Here is a 19,416-nt window from a genome sequence, read left to right as displayed (position 1 = left end):
GGAAGAAGGATGAGAATCATGGCAGATACAATAAAAATTGGCGTTGGCGGACCTGTTGGGGCTGGAAAAACGTTTCTTGTAGATCAGTTAACGCGTGTTTTGAAAGATGAAATAAGTATGGCGGTCGTGACGAACGATATTTATACGAAGGAAGATGCGAAATATTTGGTCGAAAACGGCGTGCTTGAGAAAGATCGAATTATTGGTGTAGAGACTGGAGGATGCCCACATACTGCGATTCGTGAAGATATTTCGATGAATGTTTCGGCAATCAATGAACTAGAACATTTGCATCCTGATGTGGAGCTTATTTTTGTGGAAAGTGGTGGCGATAACCTGGCGGCGACCTTCAGCCCAGAACTTGTTGATTTATCGATTTATATTATTGATGTAGCGCAAGGCGAGAAAATTCCGCGTAAAGGCGGCCAAGGCATGATTAAATCGGATTTATTTATTATTAATAAAATTGATTTGGCGCCATATGTTCATGCCAATTTGGACGTCATGGCTTCTGATACGAAAAAATTCCGTGGGGAAACAAAGCCGACTATTTTCACGAATTTACAAGATGGCACGGGACTTGCTGATGTTGTGGCTTGGATTCGGAAATATGCGTTTTTGGACGCGGTTTAAATGGAGAAATGGACAGGAATTTTAGAATTGGGTATTGCATCAAAAGATGGTAAATCAGTGCCGGCAGATGTGTATTTTCAAGGTGCGCTGAAGGTGATGCGACCGCAGTATTTGGATGAGTCTGGGCAGGTTGTCTATTTCATTTTGAATCCTGGTGGTGGGTACGTCGATGGGGATCGTTATCGGATTGCGGTGACACTCGAGGATTACGCGGAATTGATGTTGACGACGCAATCGGCGACGAAGGTTTATAAGACGCCAACGGGTGAGGTACGCCAAGATACGGAGATAACGCTTGGTAAGCATAGTACGCTTGAGTTTATTTCAGACCCGGTGATTGCGTATGAAGAGGCGCGTTATATTCAAAATCAAGTGGTGCATATGGATGCGACGGCGAATCTCTTTTATAGTGAAATGATTACGCCAGGCTGGGCTAAAAAGCAAGACGGTTTTCGCTATGAGAAACTATTGTTGAAAAATCAAGTGTATGTGGACGGGAAATTGGCGGTCATTGATGCCTTCCGTTTGACGCCTGCCAGCGGTTTATTGCATGAAATGGGGATGCTAGAAGGTTTCTCACATGTAGGATCGCTGTTGGTGGTGACGCAAGGAATTGACGAGGAGTTTATGCATGATTTCCAAGAAGAGCTGAAAGAGGCGTTTCCAGCACTTCGATTCGGGATTTCCTTACTCAATGTTAGCGGTTTTTCCGCGCGTATTTTAGCTGATTCGACACAAGAGTTGGAGCATTTTATCGCGTATTGCAATCGGTATGTTCGCAAGCGTTGTTTTGGAAAAGGCCCACTATTACTGAGAAAATATTAAAGAGGTGAATAATGTGGGGGAGAATGATGGGATTGTATCGCCTACAAGTGTTTTAAAAGGTATTTCGCAAGTGCTGCTGATTGAAAATGTGTGGAGCGGTTTTCTTATTTTAATCGGCCTATGCCTGGCTTCGATGGAAGTTGGCATTACCGCGCTTGTAGCAAGTTGTCTTGGGACGGCGACAGCCTATTTGATTGGTGCGAACAAGGCAAAAATTAATCAAGGTTTGTATGGTTTTAGCTCTGTTTTGACGGGGATTGCGTGTTTGCTTTTCTTAGATGGGGCTTCAAAATATGTGGCAGCGTTCATTGGCGCTGTTATCGCTGTCTTTTTCACGGTTGCATTTCAGAGTATCGCTGCTCGCTTTAACTTGCCAGCGCTCACTTTTCCGTTTATCGCGGTGACGTGGTGTATTATTTTGGCGAGTTATGCAATGACTCATGTTCATTTGAGTGATGCGATAGCGGTAACGCCGATTCAACAAATGACAGATAATCCGCAAACGGTGGATGTTTTTGGTGCCTTATTTAAAGATTTTGGTGAGGTATTTTTGCAAGATAGCTACCTTTGCTCGCTCTTTATTTTAGCGGGGATCGCGGTTTCAGGCTGGCGTAACACGATTATGGCGGTTGCGGGTGTGATTATTAGTATTATCGTTGTGTATATTTGTGGCTTGAATTTGCATAGTTTGGAAATGGGGCTTTATTCGTATAATACGATTTTGACGATGATTGCGATGGGCTCGGCATTTTACACGAAAATCCGTGGTGGTTACGTGTACGTCATTATTGCAGGAATTGTGACGGTATTGATGACGCCGGTAATTACAATTATGCTGGAACCGCTTGGATTACCAGCTTTAACAATGCCGTTCGTCGTGACAACTTGGCTTTTCTTGACGATTACGGAAAGTATGAAAAAAGGCGAATATTAATGGAAAAAAGGAACTGTATTTTTCTTAGGCCCGCGTGGACTTTGAAAAAGCAGTTCCTTTTTTTAGCTCGTTTTTTTGAGGACATCGGATGGTGGGAAGCCGTAGTATTTTTTGAAAAGTTTACTAAAGTAGAAGGCATCGTTATATCCGACGAGTTTAGCGGCTTCTTTGACGGTGACATCTTGGGAAGCAAGTAAGTCGTGAGCGCGCGCCAGACGAATTTTGATAAGGTAATTGATTGGCGAATCGCCGGTTTCTTCTTTAAAAATTTTAGAAATATAAGTTGGGCTGATGTACATTGTTTGGGAAAGACTGGAAAGCGTGACATCCTCCGTGTGATGCTTTTCCATATAGTGAATAATTTCGTTGACGAGTGATTGTTTTTCTTGCGCTTCGGTGGAGAGTTTGAAGCCATTATTTTCGAGTTGTTCTGGATCCGCGTCGCGCAGAATATAGATGATAAGGTGCATAACAAGCGCTTTTAGCATGAGATCGTATCCAGGTTTTTCATGGGATTTCTCGGTGAGGAGTTGGTTGCAAGTTTCCATGAATCGGGTTTTATTTTCGCCAAGTTGAATCACGGATGTTTTGAACGGGAAAGTATCGCGAGGATAGCCTTCGAGTGAAAAATGGCGGAAACCGATGTGGATTTGAGTATTTGGCGTCGCTTCTTTTGAAAATTCGAAATGGTCAACACCGGGATTGAAAAGGAGGACATCGCCTGCTTTTAGGTGGTATATTTTGTTGTTTATATTGTAGCTGACGCTGCCAGAATAGATAATACTCATTTCGATGAAGTCGTGGTGGTGCTTGGTTCCTGTACGGGGCTCGTTCATGTAGCAATCGGCGACGTAAAGGATTTGTGGGTTGAAGGTTGTGGTGTTGATTTTTAGCATTTGGGGATTGGCCTCCTTAATTGAGTGAGTTTTTTTGGTTGCGCTTACTTTTGTTGAGGCTCTTATGAGGCATCCCTAGCCGATTTAGAGCCTCAATATGCATAGGAGCGCAAGCGACTATGTAATCCATAAGTGGCTCTTATGACGCTGAGCTAGGAATGACCAGTATGCGTGTATTGGGGCAGAAAATTTAGAGCCTCAATACGCATAGGAGCGTAAGCGAGTATGTAATCCATAAGTGGCTCTTATGACGACGAGTTAGGAATGACTGGTGTGCGTGTATTGGGCAGAGAATTTAGAGCCTTGGTTATGTATAAGAGAGTTTTGAATATCTAATCCATCAGTGGTGTTATGGCTGTGAGTTTGGAATGATTTATGCATGTTTTGGAGTTGGTGCTTTGTTTTTAATTGAAGTTTGGAATTTAAGGGAGGTGTGGTTTCGAATTTTCGGTGCTTATTCGTGCTCTGCGCCTTCGGATCTAGCTCCAGCAGCCAGCCTCTCGGAATTTTCGGTGCCTCCGCAAAAACCAAGGGTGGGTTTTCACTGCGCCTCCTAACAAATTCTGTCGAGGCTAACGGGCTGCTTTCGCTTTTCGGGTGATCTAGCTTCAACGGCCAGATCCTCGAAATTTTCGGTGCCTCCGAAAAATCCAAAAGAGGGATTTATCTGCGCCCCCTAACAAATTTTGTCGGATCTAACGGGCCGTTTCAGCTTTTCGGGTGATCTAGCTTCGACAGCCAGCCTCTCGGAATTTTCGGTGCCTCCGCAAAAACCAGAAGAGGGTTTTCACTGCGCCCCCTAACAAATTCTGTCGAGGCTAACGGGCTGTCTGCGCTTTTCGTTTCATTATACAACATCCTCCATCCTTTTTCCTAACATACACCATTCTCTTTCGCCGTTAGGGGAGTAAACTAAATGGATGAATAGTTTGGGAAGGGTGGTCATATGGCTAGTTTGAAATGGATTTGGTATTATACGAAAGGAAAAAGGGGATTTGTTTGGCTGTCGGTGTTTTTTATCGTTATTGCATCGATGCTCAGCATGGTTTATCCGCTGGTCGGTGGGAAGGTTATCGATATTGTAATTGATCAGGGGAAAATGGGCTGGTTGTTGCCACTCCTTGGGATCATGATTGTGACGACGTTTTTGCGAACGATTTTACGGTATACGTATCAGATTATGTTTGAGCGTGTGGGGCAAAATGCGCTTTTTCAAATTCGGGAGGACTTATATAAAAAATTGCAATCGCTTGATTTCGCTTTCTTCAACAATACGCGGGTTGGAGATATTATGGCGCGAATGACGGGGGATACGGACGCGATTCGGCATTTTGTATCGTGGGTTGTCTATAATATCTTAGAGAACACTTTCTTGTTCCTGTTTGCGATTGTAGTGATGGCTTCGATCGACTGGAAATTAACGCTAGCGCTTGTTATTATAACTCCGATCATCGCGATTTTGACGATCCAAATGTCGAAGCGTGCGCAACCGATTTTTTACGAAATTCGGGAAAGTTTTTCGCGACTGAACTCGATGGTGGAGGAGAATATTAGCGGAAACCGGGTTGTGAAGGCCTTTGCTCGGGAGGATTATGAAATTGAGAAATTTAAGGAGCATAATGAGGATTTTAAACAACGAAACATGGATTCGGCGGATGTTTCTAAGAAGTACTTGCCAGTTCTGGATTCGCTTGCAGGCACTTTAGTGATTATTACGTTGATTTACGGTGGATTTCTCGTGATTCAAGATCAGATGACGCTGGGTGATTTAGTCGCTTTTAATGGGTTCTTATGGATGCTGAACGGGCCGATGCGGATGAGTGGCTGGTTGATTAATGATGCGCAGCGTTTTGTAGCTTCTTCGTTTAAAATTCGCGATATGCTAGAAACCGAGACGAAAATTCCGATTCGTTCGGAAAAAGAAGCGCCAGAATTAAAAGGTTTTGTGGAGTTTCAACACGTATCTTTTCATTTTGAGGATGATCCTAATACAGATGTACTTTCCGATATTTCGCTTACGGCCGCACCTGGTCAAACGATAGCGATTCTTGGTGAAACGGGTTCTGGGAAGTCGACATTGGTCAATTTGATTTGTCGATTTTATGATCCGACAGAAGGCATTATTTTGCTTGATGGTGTGGATGCGCGGAAATGGCATGTGCGTGAGCTTCGGGATCATATTGCAACGGTGATGCAAGACATTTTCTTGTTTTCCGATACGATTGAGGGAAATATTGCTTTTGGTGCGCCAGAAGCGACGATTGAAGATGTTCGGCGGATGGCGCGTATTGCAGACGCGGATCATTTTATTGAAACGATGCCTGAAAGCTACGATACGATTGTTGGAGAGCGTGGCGTCGGTTTGTCTGGTGGCCAGAAGCAGCGGATTTCACTTGCCAGAGCGCTTTTGAAAGATCCTTCCATTCTTATTTTGGATGACACAACATCGGCGGTTGATATGGAAACCGAAGTGAAAATTCAGGAGGAACTCAGTCAAATTACGCAGGATAAGACGACATTTATTATCGCGCATCGGATTTCGTCAGTGAAAGATGCGGATGAAATTTTGATTTTAGACCATGGGAAAATCGTAGAACGCGGAACACACGTGTCGCTACTTGAAAAGAAAGGCTATTACTATGATATTTACCAGAAACAACTAGGATTGGAGGGGAATGACAATGGCGCGCAATAAGTTTGATGTGGATGAGGAGTTAGAATCAGAATTTAATTTAGCCCATTTGAAACGGATTATGGTATTCGTGAAGCCTTACAGAAAGCCAATTTATATGACGCTGTTCGTTATTTTACTTGCCAATGTAGCGACGATGTTGGGGCCTTATTTAACAAAAGTTGTTATCGATACAGCGATTCCAGAAAAAAATATGACATTGCTTGCTTGGATTGGCGTCGTTTTTCTGCTATCGGTCATTGTGACAGGTATATGTATGAGATACCGCATTGGGGCAATCACACGAATTGGACAGGATATTTTAAAAGACATGCGGGCGTCCATTTTCGAGCATCTGCAAAAACTTCCGTTCGCGTATTTTGATAGCCGTCCGCATGGTAAAATTTTAATCCGAGTCGTCAATTATATCAATATGCTCAGCGACTTACTCTCAAATGGCTTAATCAACCTGATTTCTGATGTTTTGAGCGTGGTTGTGACGTTGGCATTTATGTTTGCCATCGATGTCAAGATGACGCTCTACAGCTTGATTTTACTCCCAGTTTTGTTTGTAATGGTGATGTTTATCAAAAATGCCCAACGTCGAGCGTATCAAAAACTGAGCAACAAGCAATCTAATTTAAACGCGTATATTCATGAAAGTATCGCAGGCATCAAAGTGACACAATCTTTCTCGCGTGAAAAAGAAAACCATGAAATTTTTACAGAAGTTAGCGATGCGTATCGCGATTCTTGGATGAAGGCCGTCAAAATTCAATTTTTGCTTTGGCCAGGTGTACAAAATATCGCGGTTATCACGACATGCCTCATTTATTTTGTAGGTATTAAAGGGCTCGGCGTCGAAGTTTCTACTGGGACGCTCGTTGCATTCGTTGGTTATGTCGGTAACTTTTGGAACCCAGTTATTAATATCGGGAATTTCTATAATTCCTTGATCACCGCGACGGCTTACCTTGAGCGTATTTTTGAGACGATGGACGTGGAGCCAGATATTAAAGATATGCCAAATGCGCGTCAAATGCCAGTTATCAAGGGAAATGTGCGCTTTGATTCCGTTCGTTTCCGCTACGAAGAAGGCAAGGATATTTTAAAAGGAATTTCATTTGATGTCAAAGCAGGCGAAAGTATCGCGCTCGTTGGTCCAACGGGAGCTGGGAAAACCACTGTTATCAACTTGCTGAGCCGTTTTTATGATATCAATGAAGGGAAGATTCTAATTGATGGAGAAGATATTTCAGAAGTGACGCTGCGTTCATTGCGGGAACAGATGGGCGTGATGTTGCAGGATACATTCATTTTTTCAGGCACAATTTTAGAAAATATTCGTTACGGGAAGCTGGATGCGACGGAAGAAGAAGTGATTGCAGCCGCAAAAATTGTCCGAGCGCACGACTTCATTTCAGCGCTAAAAGGTGGCTATCACGCGGAGGTAAAAGAACGAGGTAGCACACTTTCCGCAGGGCAAAGACAGCTGATTTCCTTCGCGCGCGCCTTGTTAGCAGATCCGAAAATCCTTATTTTAGATGAAGCAACATCAAGCATTGACACACAAACAGAAATGCTATTGCAAGAAGGACTGGAGAAACTCCTAGAAGGACGGACATCATTCATCATCGCACACCGACTTTCGACAATCAAAAACAGTTCACGAATTTTCTATATTGATAACGGACGCGTGCAAGAAGCAGGTAGTCATGCGGAATTGATGGAGAAAAAGGGATATTACTATCAGCTTTATCAGGCACAGTTCGACATGTTACAAGCATTGTAGAGAAAAATGCGAACGTATGGTTTCTTTTTTAGGGGAGAAGGGATATAATAGATTAAAAAGCTAAAACGGCCCGTTCAGCACCGAAAAAAACTGGAGCGGCCGGAATAAAAACCCGCCCTTGGTTTTTGTGGAGGGCGTGAAGTTTTGGAGGAGTTGCTAAAAGGAAGGCAGTTTCATTACATTCAACTGCATATTGAGGCTCTAAAAAAGCAAACGACGCTTTTCAAGAGCCACAACAAAGCTAGATCCGAAGACACAAACCACGAATAAACACCCAAACACGAGACCACACTTTCTCTAGACTCAAAACTTTAACAAAAAACAAAGCACTAATTCCAAACATAACGAGCAAGAGCGTCTGGTGTAACTTCTAAATGCTTCAGTTCCAATCTACGCACATCAGTGATCTCAAACTCGGCGTCATAAGAGCCACTGATGGATTACATATTCGCTGCGCTCTTATGCATATTGAGGCTCTAAATCGGCTAGGGATGCCTCATAAGAGCCACAACAAAAAGGAGGAAAAAGGATAATGAAATTCGTTCACTTACAAGTCGCAACAGCGTACGATCTTCTATCGAGCACAGCGGCTATCGACAATATCATTGAAAAAGCAAAACAATTTCATTATCCGGCCGTGGCAATCACGGATCATAATGTGATGTACGGTGTGATTGAGTTTTACCAAAAATGTCATGCTGCGGGAATTAAGCCACTCATCGGAATGACAATCTCCATAGAAGGCGTGACACAACCACTCGAAACCCACGAACTCCTCCTGCTTGCCAAAACAACACAAGGTTACCGAAATCTATTAAAAATTTCAAGCGCTATCGAAACGCGTGAGGAAACTAAATTACCAATAAAATGGCTAGAATCATACAAAGAAGGACTCCTACTATTTTCTCCAGGAATGACAGGTGAAGTCGAGCGTCTCATTGGACAGGGTTTACATGATGATGCCCATATTGTTATTGCAAAATGGCGCGAGATTGCCGATGATGCTAACTTTTATATGGCGTTACAAAAAGAAAATCCGCAATATGAGGCTATTCGTTCGTTTTGCGAAACAGAGGGGATTCCAGCTGTAGCAACGAAAAACGTCCAATACTTGGAGCCAAAAGGTATCCGTAGTACCGAAATTTTACGGGCAATCCGTGATAATGAAACGGTGTCATGGCAAAATTTACCGAATGCTGGTGGAGCTTATTTTGCTTCGCCGGAGGAAATGGAAGCGTTATTTACAACACCATTTGAAAAAGAAGCCCTCGCATTAACTGGGGAAATAGCAGACATGTGTGACGTCGAAATTGCGATGGATCAACATTTGCTTCCTAAATTCCCGCTAGCAGAAGGGTTCGAAGCTGGGCCAGTATTAAAGGACTTATGTTACGAGGCACTCAAAAAACGAGTGAGCAATCTTAGTGCCGTCTATTGGGAACGCCTGGATTACGAGTTGAATGTTATCCAAGATATGGGCTTCTCTGATTATTTCCTCATTGTCTGGGACGTCATGAAGTACGCGCGCGAAAGTGATATTTTAACAGGCCCAGGTCGTGGTTCCGCCGCTGGTTCACTGGTTTCTTTCGTATTACAAATCACAGATGTCGATCCGATAGAGTACCAACTTTTATTTGAACGATTTTTAAATCCAGAACGAGTAAGTATGCCGGATATTGACTTAGATTTTCCAGATAACCGTCGTGATGAGGTTATTTCGTATGTCGTCGAAAAATACGGGACGCAACATGTCGCTCAAATTGGCACATTTGGAACGCTCGCAGCCAAGGCGGCAATCCGCGATACAGCGCGGACGTTTGGACTCAACTCCGTTCAATTAACCGACTGGTCTAAACTTATATCACGGGAACTCGGAATGACACTCACAAAGGCGTATGAACAGTCTACAGCCTTACAACGCCACATTATTAGTTCGGAACAAAACCAGCTTATTTGGGAAATTGCGAACGAAATTGAAGGCCTGCCGCGCCACATCTCAACCCACGCAGCTGGAGTTGTTATCAGTGATAAACCGCTAGTCGATCAAATAGCCCTGCAAAAAGGGAGTGGGGATGCACTTTTAACCCAGTTTGCGATGGGAGACCTTGAGAAAATCGGACTCTTAAAAATGGACTTTTTGGGGCTTCGAAATCTAACATTACTCGATCGAACGATAAAAAATGTAAACTATCTCCGCGACACGCCATTAACCATACAGGATATCCCGCTAGATGATGCAAAAACCCTTCAAATTTTTCAAAAAGGTGATACAACAGGGATTTTTCAGTTTGAATCAGATGGAATCAGGCGCGTACTCAAGCATTTGCGCCCGACTTCCTTTGAAGATATCGTCGCGACCAATGCACTGTATCGTCCAGGCCCGATGGAGCAAATTGATACATTTATCGCGCGAAAACACGGGAAGCAAGAAATAGTTTATCCTCACCCTGATTTAGAGCCAATTTTAGGCGTGACTTATGGGATCATTGTTTACCAAGAGCAAATCATCCAAGTCGCCTCCCAGATGGCTGGATTTTCACTCGGAGAAGCCGATTTATTGCGTCGTGCAGTGAGCAAGAAAAAGGCGGATGTACTAGAAGAAGAACGGATACATTTTGTCACTGGTGCTAGTCAAAAGGGCTATACAAAAGAAAGCGCAAACCAAGTGTACGACCTAATCGTGCGTTTTGCCAATTATGGTTTTAATAGAAGTCACGCCGTCGCCTATTCGAAAATCGCCTTTCAACTTGCTTATCTAAAAGCTAATTATCCCGCAGCATTTATGGCCTCTTTGCTCAGCGCAGTGATTGGAAACGACGATAAAATTAGCCAATATATGACCGAAGCAAAAAATTATGGCATCAAAATGAAAGGTCCATCGATTAACCGCAGTTATTATCATTTTCAAGTAGAAGGTGATGCGATTCGCTTTAGCTTGCGCGTGATTCGTAAAGTGCCAAGTAAGTTTGTGATGGCGATCGTGAACGAACGAAAAGGCGCGCCATTCCTAGATTTCTTTGATTTTTGCGAACGGATGCCTCAAAAACAACTGACAAAACAAGTCCTAGAGGCTCTCATATACGCGGGATGTTTTGATGAATTTGGTAAAGATCGTGCTACTTATATGGCTTCCATGGATGCGGCGCTGCAATACGTCCACTTACTCGGCGATGATGAGAAGGGGATCAATCTCTTTACCACGGATGACGAACTTTTCAGCAAAATGAAGCCGAAATACCGTGAAGCAAGTCCGCTAGCATTAGATACGAAACTGGAAAAAGAGAAGGAGTATGTGGGACAATACGTTTCCGCGCACCCCGTCACTTTTTATCAAGATAAATTAAAACTTCTCGAAATTACAGCTTTATCGCAAGTGAAATCGGGTAAAAATTATAAAGTTGCGGCGTACATTCATGACATAAAATCAATCCGCACCAAAAAAGGCGAGTCGATGTGTTTCCTCACAATCAGCGATGATAGCCGTGAAATGAGCGCTGTCATGTTTCCTGAGACATACCGGAAATACGCCGATCTAGCCCAAAAAGGACTTATTGTTCTACTTCAAGCAAAAGTAGATCAGCGAAATGGCGAGTTACAATTAGTCATCAATAAAGCAGAGAACGTCAAAGATATTGAAGTTCCCAAGAGAGCCTTTTTAAGAATCAAGGATGTGTCGAAGCTGGAGCAACTAAAAACGATTTTGCTTGCAAATAGAGGCGATATTTCTGTTATTTTACATGATGAAACAACAAAAATAACGACGCAATTACAGCCCAAATTTTGCATTAATGGAAGCCCAGAAACGATAAAAACAATAACAGAATTTCTTGGAGAAGGAAATTTTATCATTCGTTAGACTTTTAAAAAATAAAAAAAATGTGGTATAGTGAGTGGACGGATAAAGTGTCAGGAGCCTGATAGAACCTAGGATTTTGCTTTTTCACGTCCGCTCTCGTCTGTAAATAGGCTAGAAAATAAATAAGACAAACAAGCCAAAAAATGCTACTATGGGAGAGTAACCGATTTATGTAGTAGGAAAATAGCTACCAAATGAAAGCGCGCTACGAAAAGCTATTATTATATGTATTATTTTTGCGCTGGTAGTAAAGAGATTGTGTTTTTAAGGGGGGTTCATCCTTTGTTAGGAGATTTATTTACAAAACCAAAGAAGAGAAAATATGCCACGATTCCATCAGACGGCTCGAAACCTGATGTTCCAGAAGGAATCATGACGAAATGTCCATCGTGCAAGAAAATTATGTACTCCAAAGAATTGCAGAAGAATATGAAAGTATGCACCTATTGCGGATATCACCACTCTCTTGGCGCTCAAGAACGAGTGGCTTATTTAGTGGACGAAGGCTCATTCCAAGAGTTAGACGGGAATTTGACAACAGCGAATCCATTACAGTTTGAAGATTATATGGATAGAATTGTAAAAGATAAACAGAAAACAGGTTTAAATGAGGCGATTTTAACAGGTACCGCAACGATAGCATCTTTACCATTTGTTGTAGCGGTGATGGATTCCCGATTCAGAATGGCAAGCATGGGCTCTGTTGTCGGTGAAAAAATACTGCGCGGCGTTGAAAAAGCAGACAAACTTGGCGTTCCATTCATCATTTTTACAGCATCAGGTGGGGCGAGAATGCAAGAAGGAATGGTTTCACTCATGCAAATGGCGAAAACATCCGCTGCATTCAAACGATTTAGCAATCATGGTGGGCTTGCAATCTCGATCATGACGCATCCTACAACAGGAGGCGTGTCAGCGAGTTTCGCGTCACTAGGTGATTATAATTTTGCAGAACCTGGCGCTATGATTGGTTTTGCCGGTCGTCGTGTCATCGAACAAACGGTACGTGAAGATTTACCAGAAGACTTCCAAACTGCGGAATTTTTGCTGAAACACGGTCAGCTTGATAATGTCATTTCGCGCCTTGATATGCGGGAAACTCTGCGCTTCCTCCTAGATATCCATACGAAAAAGGAGGACTCGATCAATGGCAAATGAGCTAGAGTTTGAAAAACCGATTTTAGAGTTACAAACAAAAATTGCAGACCTCAAAGAATATAATGAAAAGTCCGATGTGGATTTATCAAAGGAAATCGTAAAACTAGAAATCCGACTTGGTAAATTAGAGGACGCAATCTATGGCAACATGTCAGCTTGGGATAAATTCCAAGTGGCGCGTCATCCAGAACGTCCAACAACACTCGACTATATTCCATTCATATTTGATCAGTTTATGGAACTACATGGCGATCGTTACTTCGGTGATGACGCTGCGATCGTGTCTGGTGTTGCAACTTTCCAAGGTATGCCGGTAACTGTTATCGGTCATCAACGTGGAAAAGATACAAAAGATAATTTGCATCGCAATTTCGGTATGCCTCATCCTGAAGGCTTCCGTAAGGCGCTACGTTTGATGAAGCAGGCCAATAAATTTGGACGCCCAATTATCTGTTTTATCGATACAAAGGGTGCCTATCCTGGTCGAGCAGCAGAAGAACGCGGACAAAGTGAAGCAATCGCGCGCAATCTCTATGAAATGAGTGACATGACAGTACCAATTATTTCAGTTGTTATCGGTGAAGGTGGAAGTGGTGGAGCTCTAGGGCTTGGCGTCGGAAACCAGATCTATATGCTTGAAAATGCGGTATTCTCCGTTATTTCACCAGAAGGCGCTGCGGCAATTTTGTGGAAAGACGCAGGACTTGCCAAACAAGCTGCCGAATCCATGAAAATAACCGCTGCTGATCTCTTTGATTTGGGCATCACAGACGGAATTATTCCAGAAATTCGTGGTGGAGCACATCGCAATACCGAAGAACAAGCCGCTTTAATCTCAACCGTTATTCGTAAAGGCTTGAACGCATTGTCTGCCCTTGACGGCGAACAATTGGCGGATCAGCGATATGAGAAGTTCAAGAAGATTGGCGTTTACGAGGAATTATAAATGATAATAAAAAGTCATTAAAGTATGAACTAACTAATGTTGGTGACTATTTTAATGGCTTTTTTATGGGTTTCAAAATTTTACCTGACAATATCTCCATGTTCCTGTATAATAAGTAATTATCACTCAAAAGAGAAGAGGAGATACCAGTTGTCAGAAATCAAGGTAAATAGAGATGTTATGATGAACCATGCCGCGAATTTGGGCGATAGTGTTCAGCAATTAGATTATTATCCGATGAAAAATAATAATATGTCGTACACGCAAAGTCATTCAATATCAAATTGTCGTGAAACACTCATCACTTTATTAGAGAGCGTAGAGTCTTTTAAAGACATTGTGCAGGAAGATGCGATTCGAATCAAACAAGTGGGAGAAGCCTATGCCGCAAAAGACCAGGAAGTGGGTCAAAAACTACAGATGGAGGTACGTTAAGAGATGGATGCCAAAAGTGAACAAATCTATGAGACGCTCAAGCAACTTAGAAAAGAGCGGGGTAGTTATCTTGATAAGCTGATACGTGTCAATCGAAAACAGGCGGAGTTAGAAGAATTGGAAGAACGGTTACATAGAATGGAAAGGGAAAAATCAGAGATTCTGGCACAATCACAAGAAGTATGGCAAGGCAATCAAGGTAGAAGTGTGGCTCATTATGCAGAAGATATGGCAAGAGCACATCGGCAAAAAGTTACGCATACAATGGAAGCGCTACAAGAAGAGGTGGAGTTAGAACGAAAAACAATTCAGAATAGGCTCTATGATATGGAAAGTCAGGAAAAAAGGTTGCATAGGGAGCTGATTTTGTGACACGCATTGATATTGCAGAAGTTACGCATTTTGCACACCAACTTCGATCGAGTAATCAGGAAGCGCGTACAGGCATTGCGGCTGTCAAGCGAGCGGTGGAAAACTATATTAATGACAGATCAATCACTGGCGAAGCGATTACAACCTCGAAAGAATATTATGCGGCGACTTATTTTCCGTTATGCAATTCCATCAAGCAAGGATTAAACTTGAGTGAAGACTTACTTCAAAAATATATTACAGATTTTCATAGTCAAGTGGATGCTTCACCCAATGCTAGGTTGGACGCAGATGGGATTTATGATTTAGGACAGAAAATGAATACGTACGAAAATAAAATGGAAGATATCACCGCACAATTGAGTCATTTAACAGATGCCAAGAATGTATTTGAATTAAATGGATTAACTGCACAAATTTTCGAGGCACATAAAAAAGAACAGATCTTAGAGAAGCTTTTGGATTTTGAGCGTAGTCATGCCCGCTTTTTCGATGAGCTAGGGGACTTGGCGCATCATATTCAAGTAGCTATTCAGCAGATCAAACAGAATTTACGGTTCGATAGTCGTACAGGGAGTTATCATTTGGATACGTTGTCGGCAGAACCATTTGCGGATTTAGTGCGGATGTACGCAAGCCAGCAGGCAATCGATGATAAGATAAAAGCGATGGAGGAAATTGGGCTGACACCAAACATTCCAAAAGGAAATCAAGCTGGTTTTGTGCTTACGGATGGTATTTTAAATACGGAAGCGACTTTAGATTTGGCGAACCAGCAAATTATCTACTGGCAGAATGAGAGTACAATGCGCGAATTATTTGGGGTGGGTGCTTTATATCGCGCTGTATATGGTATTGACGCGGTTACTGCTGAGCGAATTAGTAATAGCAGACGTGCGATAGATGGTGTATCGGTAGTGACGATGTATGCGGGAAGCCTTTTTGGAGTTAGCAAATTCGTGGATACTATTGATTTACTGCCAATGTATCGAAAAACTGCAAATACGGGTGCTTTCAGTGGACTTAGTGAGCCAATGCAGTTACGGCATGTGGAACAAGTGGCTAAAGATGCGGGAATTGGATTGGAAGGTATTAAGATTAAAATTATTAGAGATACAGATTTGGTGAATAGGGAATTTTACGGAAGAGCAGTGCCAAAAGGAAATAGTATTGAACTATATCCAAGGGCTTTTACGGATAAGGAAAATTTGATAATGACCTTGGGGCATGAGCGCATGCATGTGTATCAAATTAAAACATTTGGAGCACCAGATAACTCTCGAATGTTGGGATTATATGAAAAGGGTGCAGAACTATCAGAACCAGAATGGCTGAATTATTATTACACAAATAATAGCGTGAAAACAAATGATTTTTTCAAGGTGGGAAAATAGAGTGAAGCAGAGATTTAGAAGATGGCTACCAATAATTGACTCCATTAATAGCATGTTACCGATGCGGGAGAAGTTAGTATGCCCTAATTGTGGCGAAAAAGAAGTTGACTACGCATATATTGGAAATATGGATACTCGGGTTGGTTATATGGTTGTTTGGTGTGAAAACTGTAATCATGGAATTCATGTGAGCAGAGTAGAAGTGCCAGAAAATGCTGAAATGATAGCGTTTGAAGATGATGAGAAATTTCAGGAAAAAGTGCCAGAAGTTATTCAATATGATGAAGCATGAGCTTATGTTTGAAAAATGTAATTAGTTAAGTGAGGTGTGTTAATAATGATGTCTCTTAGTAATGAAAGTAAGAAAATATATATGCAGATGGTGAAAGATTATTTCGCTTATGAAAATATTGACCAAAGTAGAGATTTGATTGAGTATCCGTTGCCAATTCCTGGTATATTTTGTAAAGAGGTAAAGTCAAAATGTCCTTTCTGTGGAGGAATTGAAGAGCTCTTTTTATCAGACTTCATCCCAATGAAATTTCATCCGTGGGAAAAAAAGGATGTAGAAGAAGGTTGGTCATTTAATGAGCAAATTTATATTGAGAGATTGGAAAGAAATAAATCGTTAATTTCAAACAAAATAGTTATTTGTGGTAATTGTTTGAAGTATAGAAGAGGTATTTTTCCTGTAAATAGTAAGGGGGAAAGGGAACTTTTGAACCCATTGAATTTAAATACAAAAATTAACTCGCATTTTAATTATACAGATGAGGGTGCTTTATTTGGAATTACCCGCAAAGGAAAAGTATCAATTGAGGTTTATGGACTAATGCGTAGAATCCTCATAGATACGCGTGCAGAAATGAGATTTATAGAGCGCCTTCCAGGTTATGATAAATCAAAACCTTTAGACTTAAATGATGATTTTGCCTGCGAACAAATAGATTTTTTACGGTATCGTTTTTTAAATGATGAATTATTTTATTTAGAAAGTGAAAAGTATTTTGATGATAGCATTGAAAGAATGGTGAATCAATTAATTCTTAGAAACTTTAAATCGAAGATATTCAAAAAAGAGGACAACATTGTCAGAGATGAAGTTACTCATCCAGAATTTGGAGTGATCGAGCATCGAATTAAGGATAACAATAGCGCTGTTTCTAAGAAGGATTGGATTAACAACGGAGAGGTCTATAGTTTTAGAAAAGGATTTTTCTCTATTGGAAGGGAAAAAGATGTGTATGGAGAACAGATTAAACCGGTATTTATAAATAGAGTACAAATAAAAAACTATAAAACTGTGAAAGATATCGAATTTAATATTAGGACTGAAAAAGGAATCAAACCTTGGGTAACTATACTGGGGGAAAATGGTGCAGGAAAAACATCTATATTACAGGCTATCGCCCTAGCCATGGTTCATCCTGAATATAGTAATCAAATCATTGGAAGTGAACTAGATTACGAAGTAAATGTGTTTTCAGAACTTGGGGACATCTACACTTTTAATAATAATAATGGGAAGTACCCACTGGTAATCGGGTATGGTTCAACAAGATTGAGGGATGGTGAGAATGTTGAAAGTAGTAACTATCCCAGCTCGATTAAGAATTTATTTGATTCAAGGATAGGATTGGTGAACTCAGAGGAATATTTATCAACTTTGAGTGCTATGGATTTTGAGACAGTTGCCAATGTAGTGAAAAAGATATTTATGCAGCCAACAGATATCTATTTAGAGCAGAAAACTCTATTTTTTAAAAATTACGATTGGATAGCTAAATTTAATGAATTAAGTGATGGATACGGTACTATGGTTGCATTAGTAGTTGATATTATGAAAACCATTAAAAATCATTATAGTCACTTTGATGGACAGGCAATAGTCTTAATTGATGAGATCGAAAATCATCTCCATCCTAATTGGATTATTAATCTTTCTGATATATTTAAAAAAATATTTCCTTATATCCAATTTATCACAACTTCTCACAATCCTCTATCAATTAGAAATTTAAAGCCATTTGAGGTATTGCGGTTAGAGAGAATGGATGGCAAGCTTACCATGAGTGATATATATATGGATCAATCAAATTTTTCTTTGGAAGGGGTGTTAAATTCAAATTTATTTAAATTATATGACACAAATCCTCAAAAAAATGAGCGAATAAGTAACCTTTATTCTGAAATAGAAAGGCTTAGATTGAGTGAAAACAATAAGCAAAATCTATTAGAGGATATTACAAAAGAGCTTAAAGAAGAGGTTAGAAACTTTCAAGGAAGTACTCAAACTATGAATTATCAATATTACTTAGAAGCAAAGCTGACAAAAGAGTTTGAAATAAGTGGACTTTCGATGAAGGAAAGAATTGATAGTTTGGTTAATAAACTACTTGATGGAGGGTTAAATGAATAAAATAACAAGAAGCAGAGCTCCGTTAGTTCTGCATAACAGAAAGGGATCGAGGAAACGCGCTGAACTGAATAGGAACAAGTTGAGAGTATCGAGAAATGAAAAATTGGAAAGTGGGCATTTCCGTGTCTATAAAGATCCAGAAGTCCGAGAATTATTAGAAAAAAACTTTTTGAATAAATGTTGCTATTGTGGGACGAAGGTACCTCTACATGTTTCACATGCTCATATTGAGCATTTTCGACCAAAGACTGCTGTTACCACATTGACAGGTAAAGTGAAACCTGGATATTATTGGTTAGTTGCTGAATGGTCTAATTTGCTATATGCTTGTCCATTGTGTAATGAAAATAAAGACACTCATTTTCCAGTCAGTGACGAGCGTCAGAGAAAAATAGAAATAGAAGACATTTTGGAAGAGAAAGAATTATTAGTTAATATATCTAGCCGAAATTATAGATTTGATGATAATTATTCGTATGACTTTGGTTGTAAAGAAAGTTGGATTAGTGAAGCGGTAGTGTTGGAAGGGAAATCAGAAAAGGGATGGAAAACAATAAGTATATGTAAGTTGTCTAGACCTGAGCTTAATGCTAAAAGAATGGAAATTAAGCAGAGTGTTTTAAAAGAGTGTAGTATGTTTTTGGAATTCTTGAAATTATGCGAGCAGGCAATAAGCAAAGACAATTATTTAGTCAAACGAAGATATTGTGAATGCGCAAAGGATTTTTTAAACAAATATTTTTCCAAAAAAAGTTTGGAATTAGAGCATTATTCGCTTAGAGTTAAAATTTTAGAAATGGCTATCATTAAAGATAGTAAGAGTTTAATAAAATTTAATAAAGTAGTAGAGAAGGAGTCTCAAGCTATTAAAATTTATGAAGAGCAAGAAGATGAAGATGTGTTGACAGAACTGAATGATATGGGTGTTATAGATGTTATAATCTCGAACTATGAGCTTTGAGAATATACGGATACAGCTTTCGTATATGATGTTTGATATACTCTACCAAAGGGTAAAAAACCAATACCAATTCCTAATAAAAAGGAATTGGTATACACCATTCGCAGGTGGAATTAATGAAAAG

The 19,416-nt window shown here is 40.6% G+C and carries 15 protein-coding genes; 14 read left to right on the top strand and 1 reads right to left on the bottom strand.

Annotated elements, in window-relative coordinates; genetic code table 11:
• The first annotated feature begins 18 nt into the window (after positions 1–18).
• From ureG to UE46_RS09785, 3 genes are read left to right on the top strand one after another with little or no spacing between them, the layout of a single operon-like run.
• Complete coding sequence (ureG, locus tag UE46_RS09795) at positions 19–633, top strand: urease accessory protein UreG (protein WP_051492991.1); 615 nt, start codon at positions 19–21, stop codon at positions 631–633.
• Positions 634–1,458, top strand: coding sequence for an urease accessory protein UreD (locus tag UE46_RS09790; RefSeq protein WP_036061656.1), 825 nt, complete (start codon positions 634–636; stop codon positions 1,456–1,458).
• A 13-nt stretch (positions 1,459–1,471) separates the two neighbouring features.
• On the top strand, positions 1,472–2,392 hold the full coding sequence (locus tag UE46_RS09785; RefSeq protein WP_036061657.1) for an urea transporter: 921 nt from the start codon (positions 1,472–1,474) through the stop codon (positions 2,390–2,392).
• A gap of 62 nt (positions 2,393–2,454) precedes the next feature.
• On the opposite strand, the gene UE46_RS09780 is transcribed toward UE46_RS09785, so the two are convergent.
• Positions 2,455–3,288, bottom strand: a complete 834-nt coding sequence (locus tag UE46_RS09780; protein ID WP_036061660.1) for a helix-turn-helix domain-containing protein — start codon at positions 3,286–3,288, stop codon at positions 2,455–2,457.
• A 946-nt stretch (positions 3,289–4,234) separates the two neighbouring features.
• On the opposite strand from UE46_RS09780, the gene UE46_RS09775 reads away from it, so the two are divergent.
• From UE46_RS09775 to UE46_RS09725, 11 genes are all read left to right on the top strand, one after another.
• The gene (locus UE46_RS09775; RefSeq protein ID WP_036061663.1) at positions 4,235–5,983 is read left to right on the top strand and encodes an ABC transporter ATP-binding protein; all 1,749 of its coding nucleotides are present in this window, start codon (positions 4,235–4,237) and stop codon (positions 5,981–5,983) included.
• Positions 5,970–7,751, top strand: a complete 1,782-nt coding sequence (locus UE46_RS09770; RefSeq protein ID WP_036061665.1) for an ABC transporter ATP-binding protein — start codon at positions 5,970–5,972, stop codon at positions 7,749–7,751. Before UE46_RS09775 ends, UE46_RS09770 begins: the two co-directional genes overlap by 14 nt.
• 532 nt (positions 7,752–8,283) lie before the next feature.
• Positions 8,284–11,607 (top strand): DNA polymerase III subunit alpha, encoded by a 3,324-nt coding sequence (dnaE, locus tag UE46_RS09765; RefSeq protein WP_036061667.1) that lies wholly within the window; start codon positions 8,284–8,286, stop codon positions 11,605–11,607.
• Between the two features lie 282 nt (positions 11,608–11,889).
• Positions 11,890–12,765 carry an acetyl-CoA carboxylase, carboxyltransferase subunit beta gene (accD, locus tag UE46_RS09760; protein ID WP_036061669.1) on the top strand — a complete coding sequence of 292 codons (876 nt, stop codon included), beginning with the start codon at positions 11,890–11,892 and terminating at the stop codon, positions 12,763–12,765.
• Positions 12,755–13,711: an acetyl-CoA carboxylase carboxyltransferase subunit alpha gene (locus UE46_RS09755; RefSeq protein ID WP_118907581.1), complete on the top strand. Its 957-nt coding sequence runs from the start codon at positions 12,755–12,757 to the stop codon at positions 13,709–13,711. Before accD ends, UE46_RS09755 begins: the two co-directional genes overlap by 11 nt.
• Positions 13,712–13,861: 150 nt before the next feature.
• Positions 13,862–14,146, top strand: coding sequence for a DUF3130 family protein (locus UE46_RS09750; protein WP_036061671.1), 285 nt, complete (start codon positions 13,862–13,864; stop codon positions 14,144–14,146).
• Between the two features lie 3 nt (positions 14,147–14,149).
• A complete protein-coding gene (locus tag UE46_RS09745) occupies positions 14,150–14,518 on the top strand; it encodes a hypothetical protein (RefSeq protein ID WP_036061673.1) in 369 nt (122 codons plus the stop codon).
• Entirely contained in the window at positions 14,515–15,912 is a 1,398-nt protein-coding gene (locus UE46_RS09740) for a T7SS effector LXG polymorphic toxin (RefSeq protein ID WP_051492992.1), read from the top strand. Before UE46_RS09745 ends, UE46_RS09740 begins: the two co-directional genes overlap by 4 nt.
• Position 15,913: 1 nt before the next feature.
• On the top strand, positions 15,914–16,204 hold the full coding sequence (locus UE46_RS09735) for a hypothetical protein (protein ID WP_051492993.1): 291 nt from the start codon (positions 15,914–15,916) through the stop codon (positions 16,202–16,204).
• 45 nt (positions 16,205–16,249) lie between these two features.
• On the top strand, positions 16,250–18,331 hold the full coding sequence (locus tag UE46_RS09730; protein WP_036061674.1) for an AAA family ATPase: 2,082 nt from the start codon (positions 16,250–16,252) through the stop codon (positions 18,329–18,331).
• Positions 18,324–19,292 (top strand): HNH endonuclease family protein, encoded by a 969-nt coding sequence (locus UE46_RS09725; RefSeq protein ID WP_118907580.1) that lies wholly within the window; start codon positions 18,324–18,326, stop codon positions 19,290–19,292. Before UE46_RS09730 ends, UE46_RS09725 begins: the two co-directional genes overlap by 8 nt.
• The last annotated feature ends 124 nt before the right edge of the window (positions 19,293–19,416 follow it).

This window comes from Listeria weihenstephanensis (genome assembly GCF_003534205.1).
Lineage (GTDB): Bacteria > Bacillota > Bacilli > Lactobacillales > Listeriaceae > Listeria_A > Listeria_A weihenstephanensis.
The sequence above is the reverse complement of the archived record's forward strand: the minus strand, read 5'-3'. Positions and strand labels throughout refer to the sequence as shown.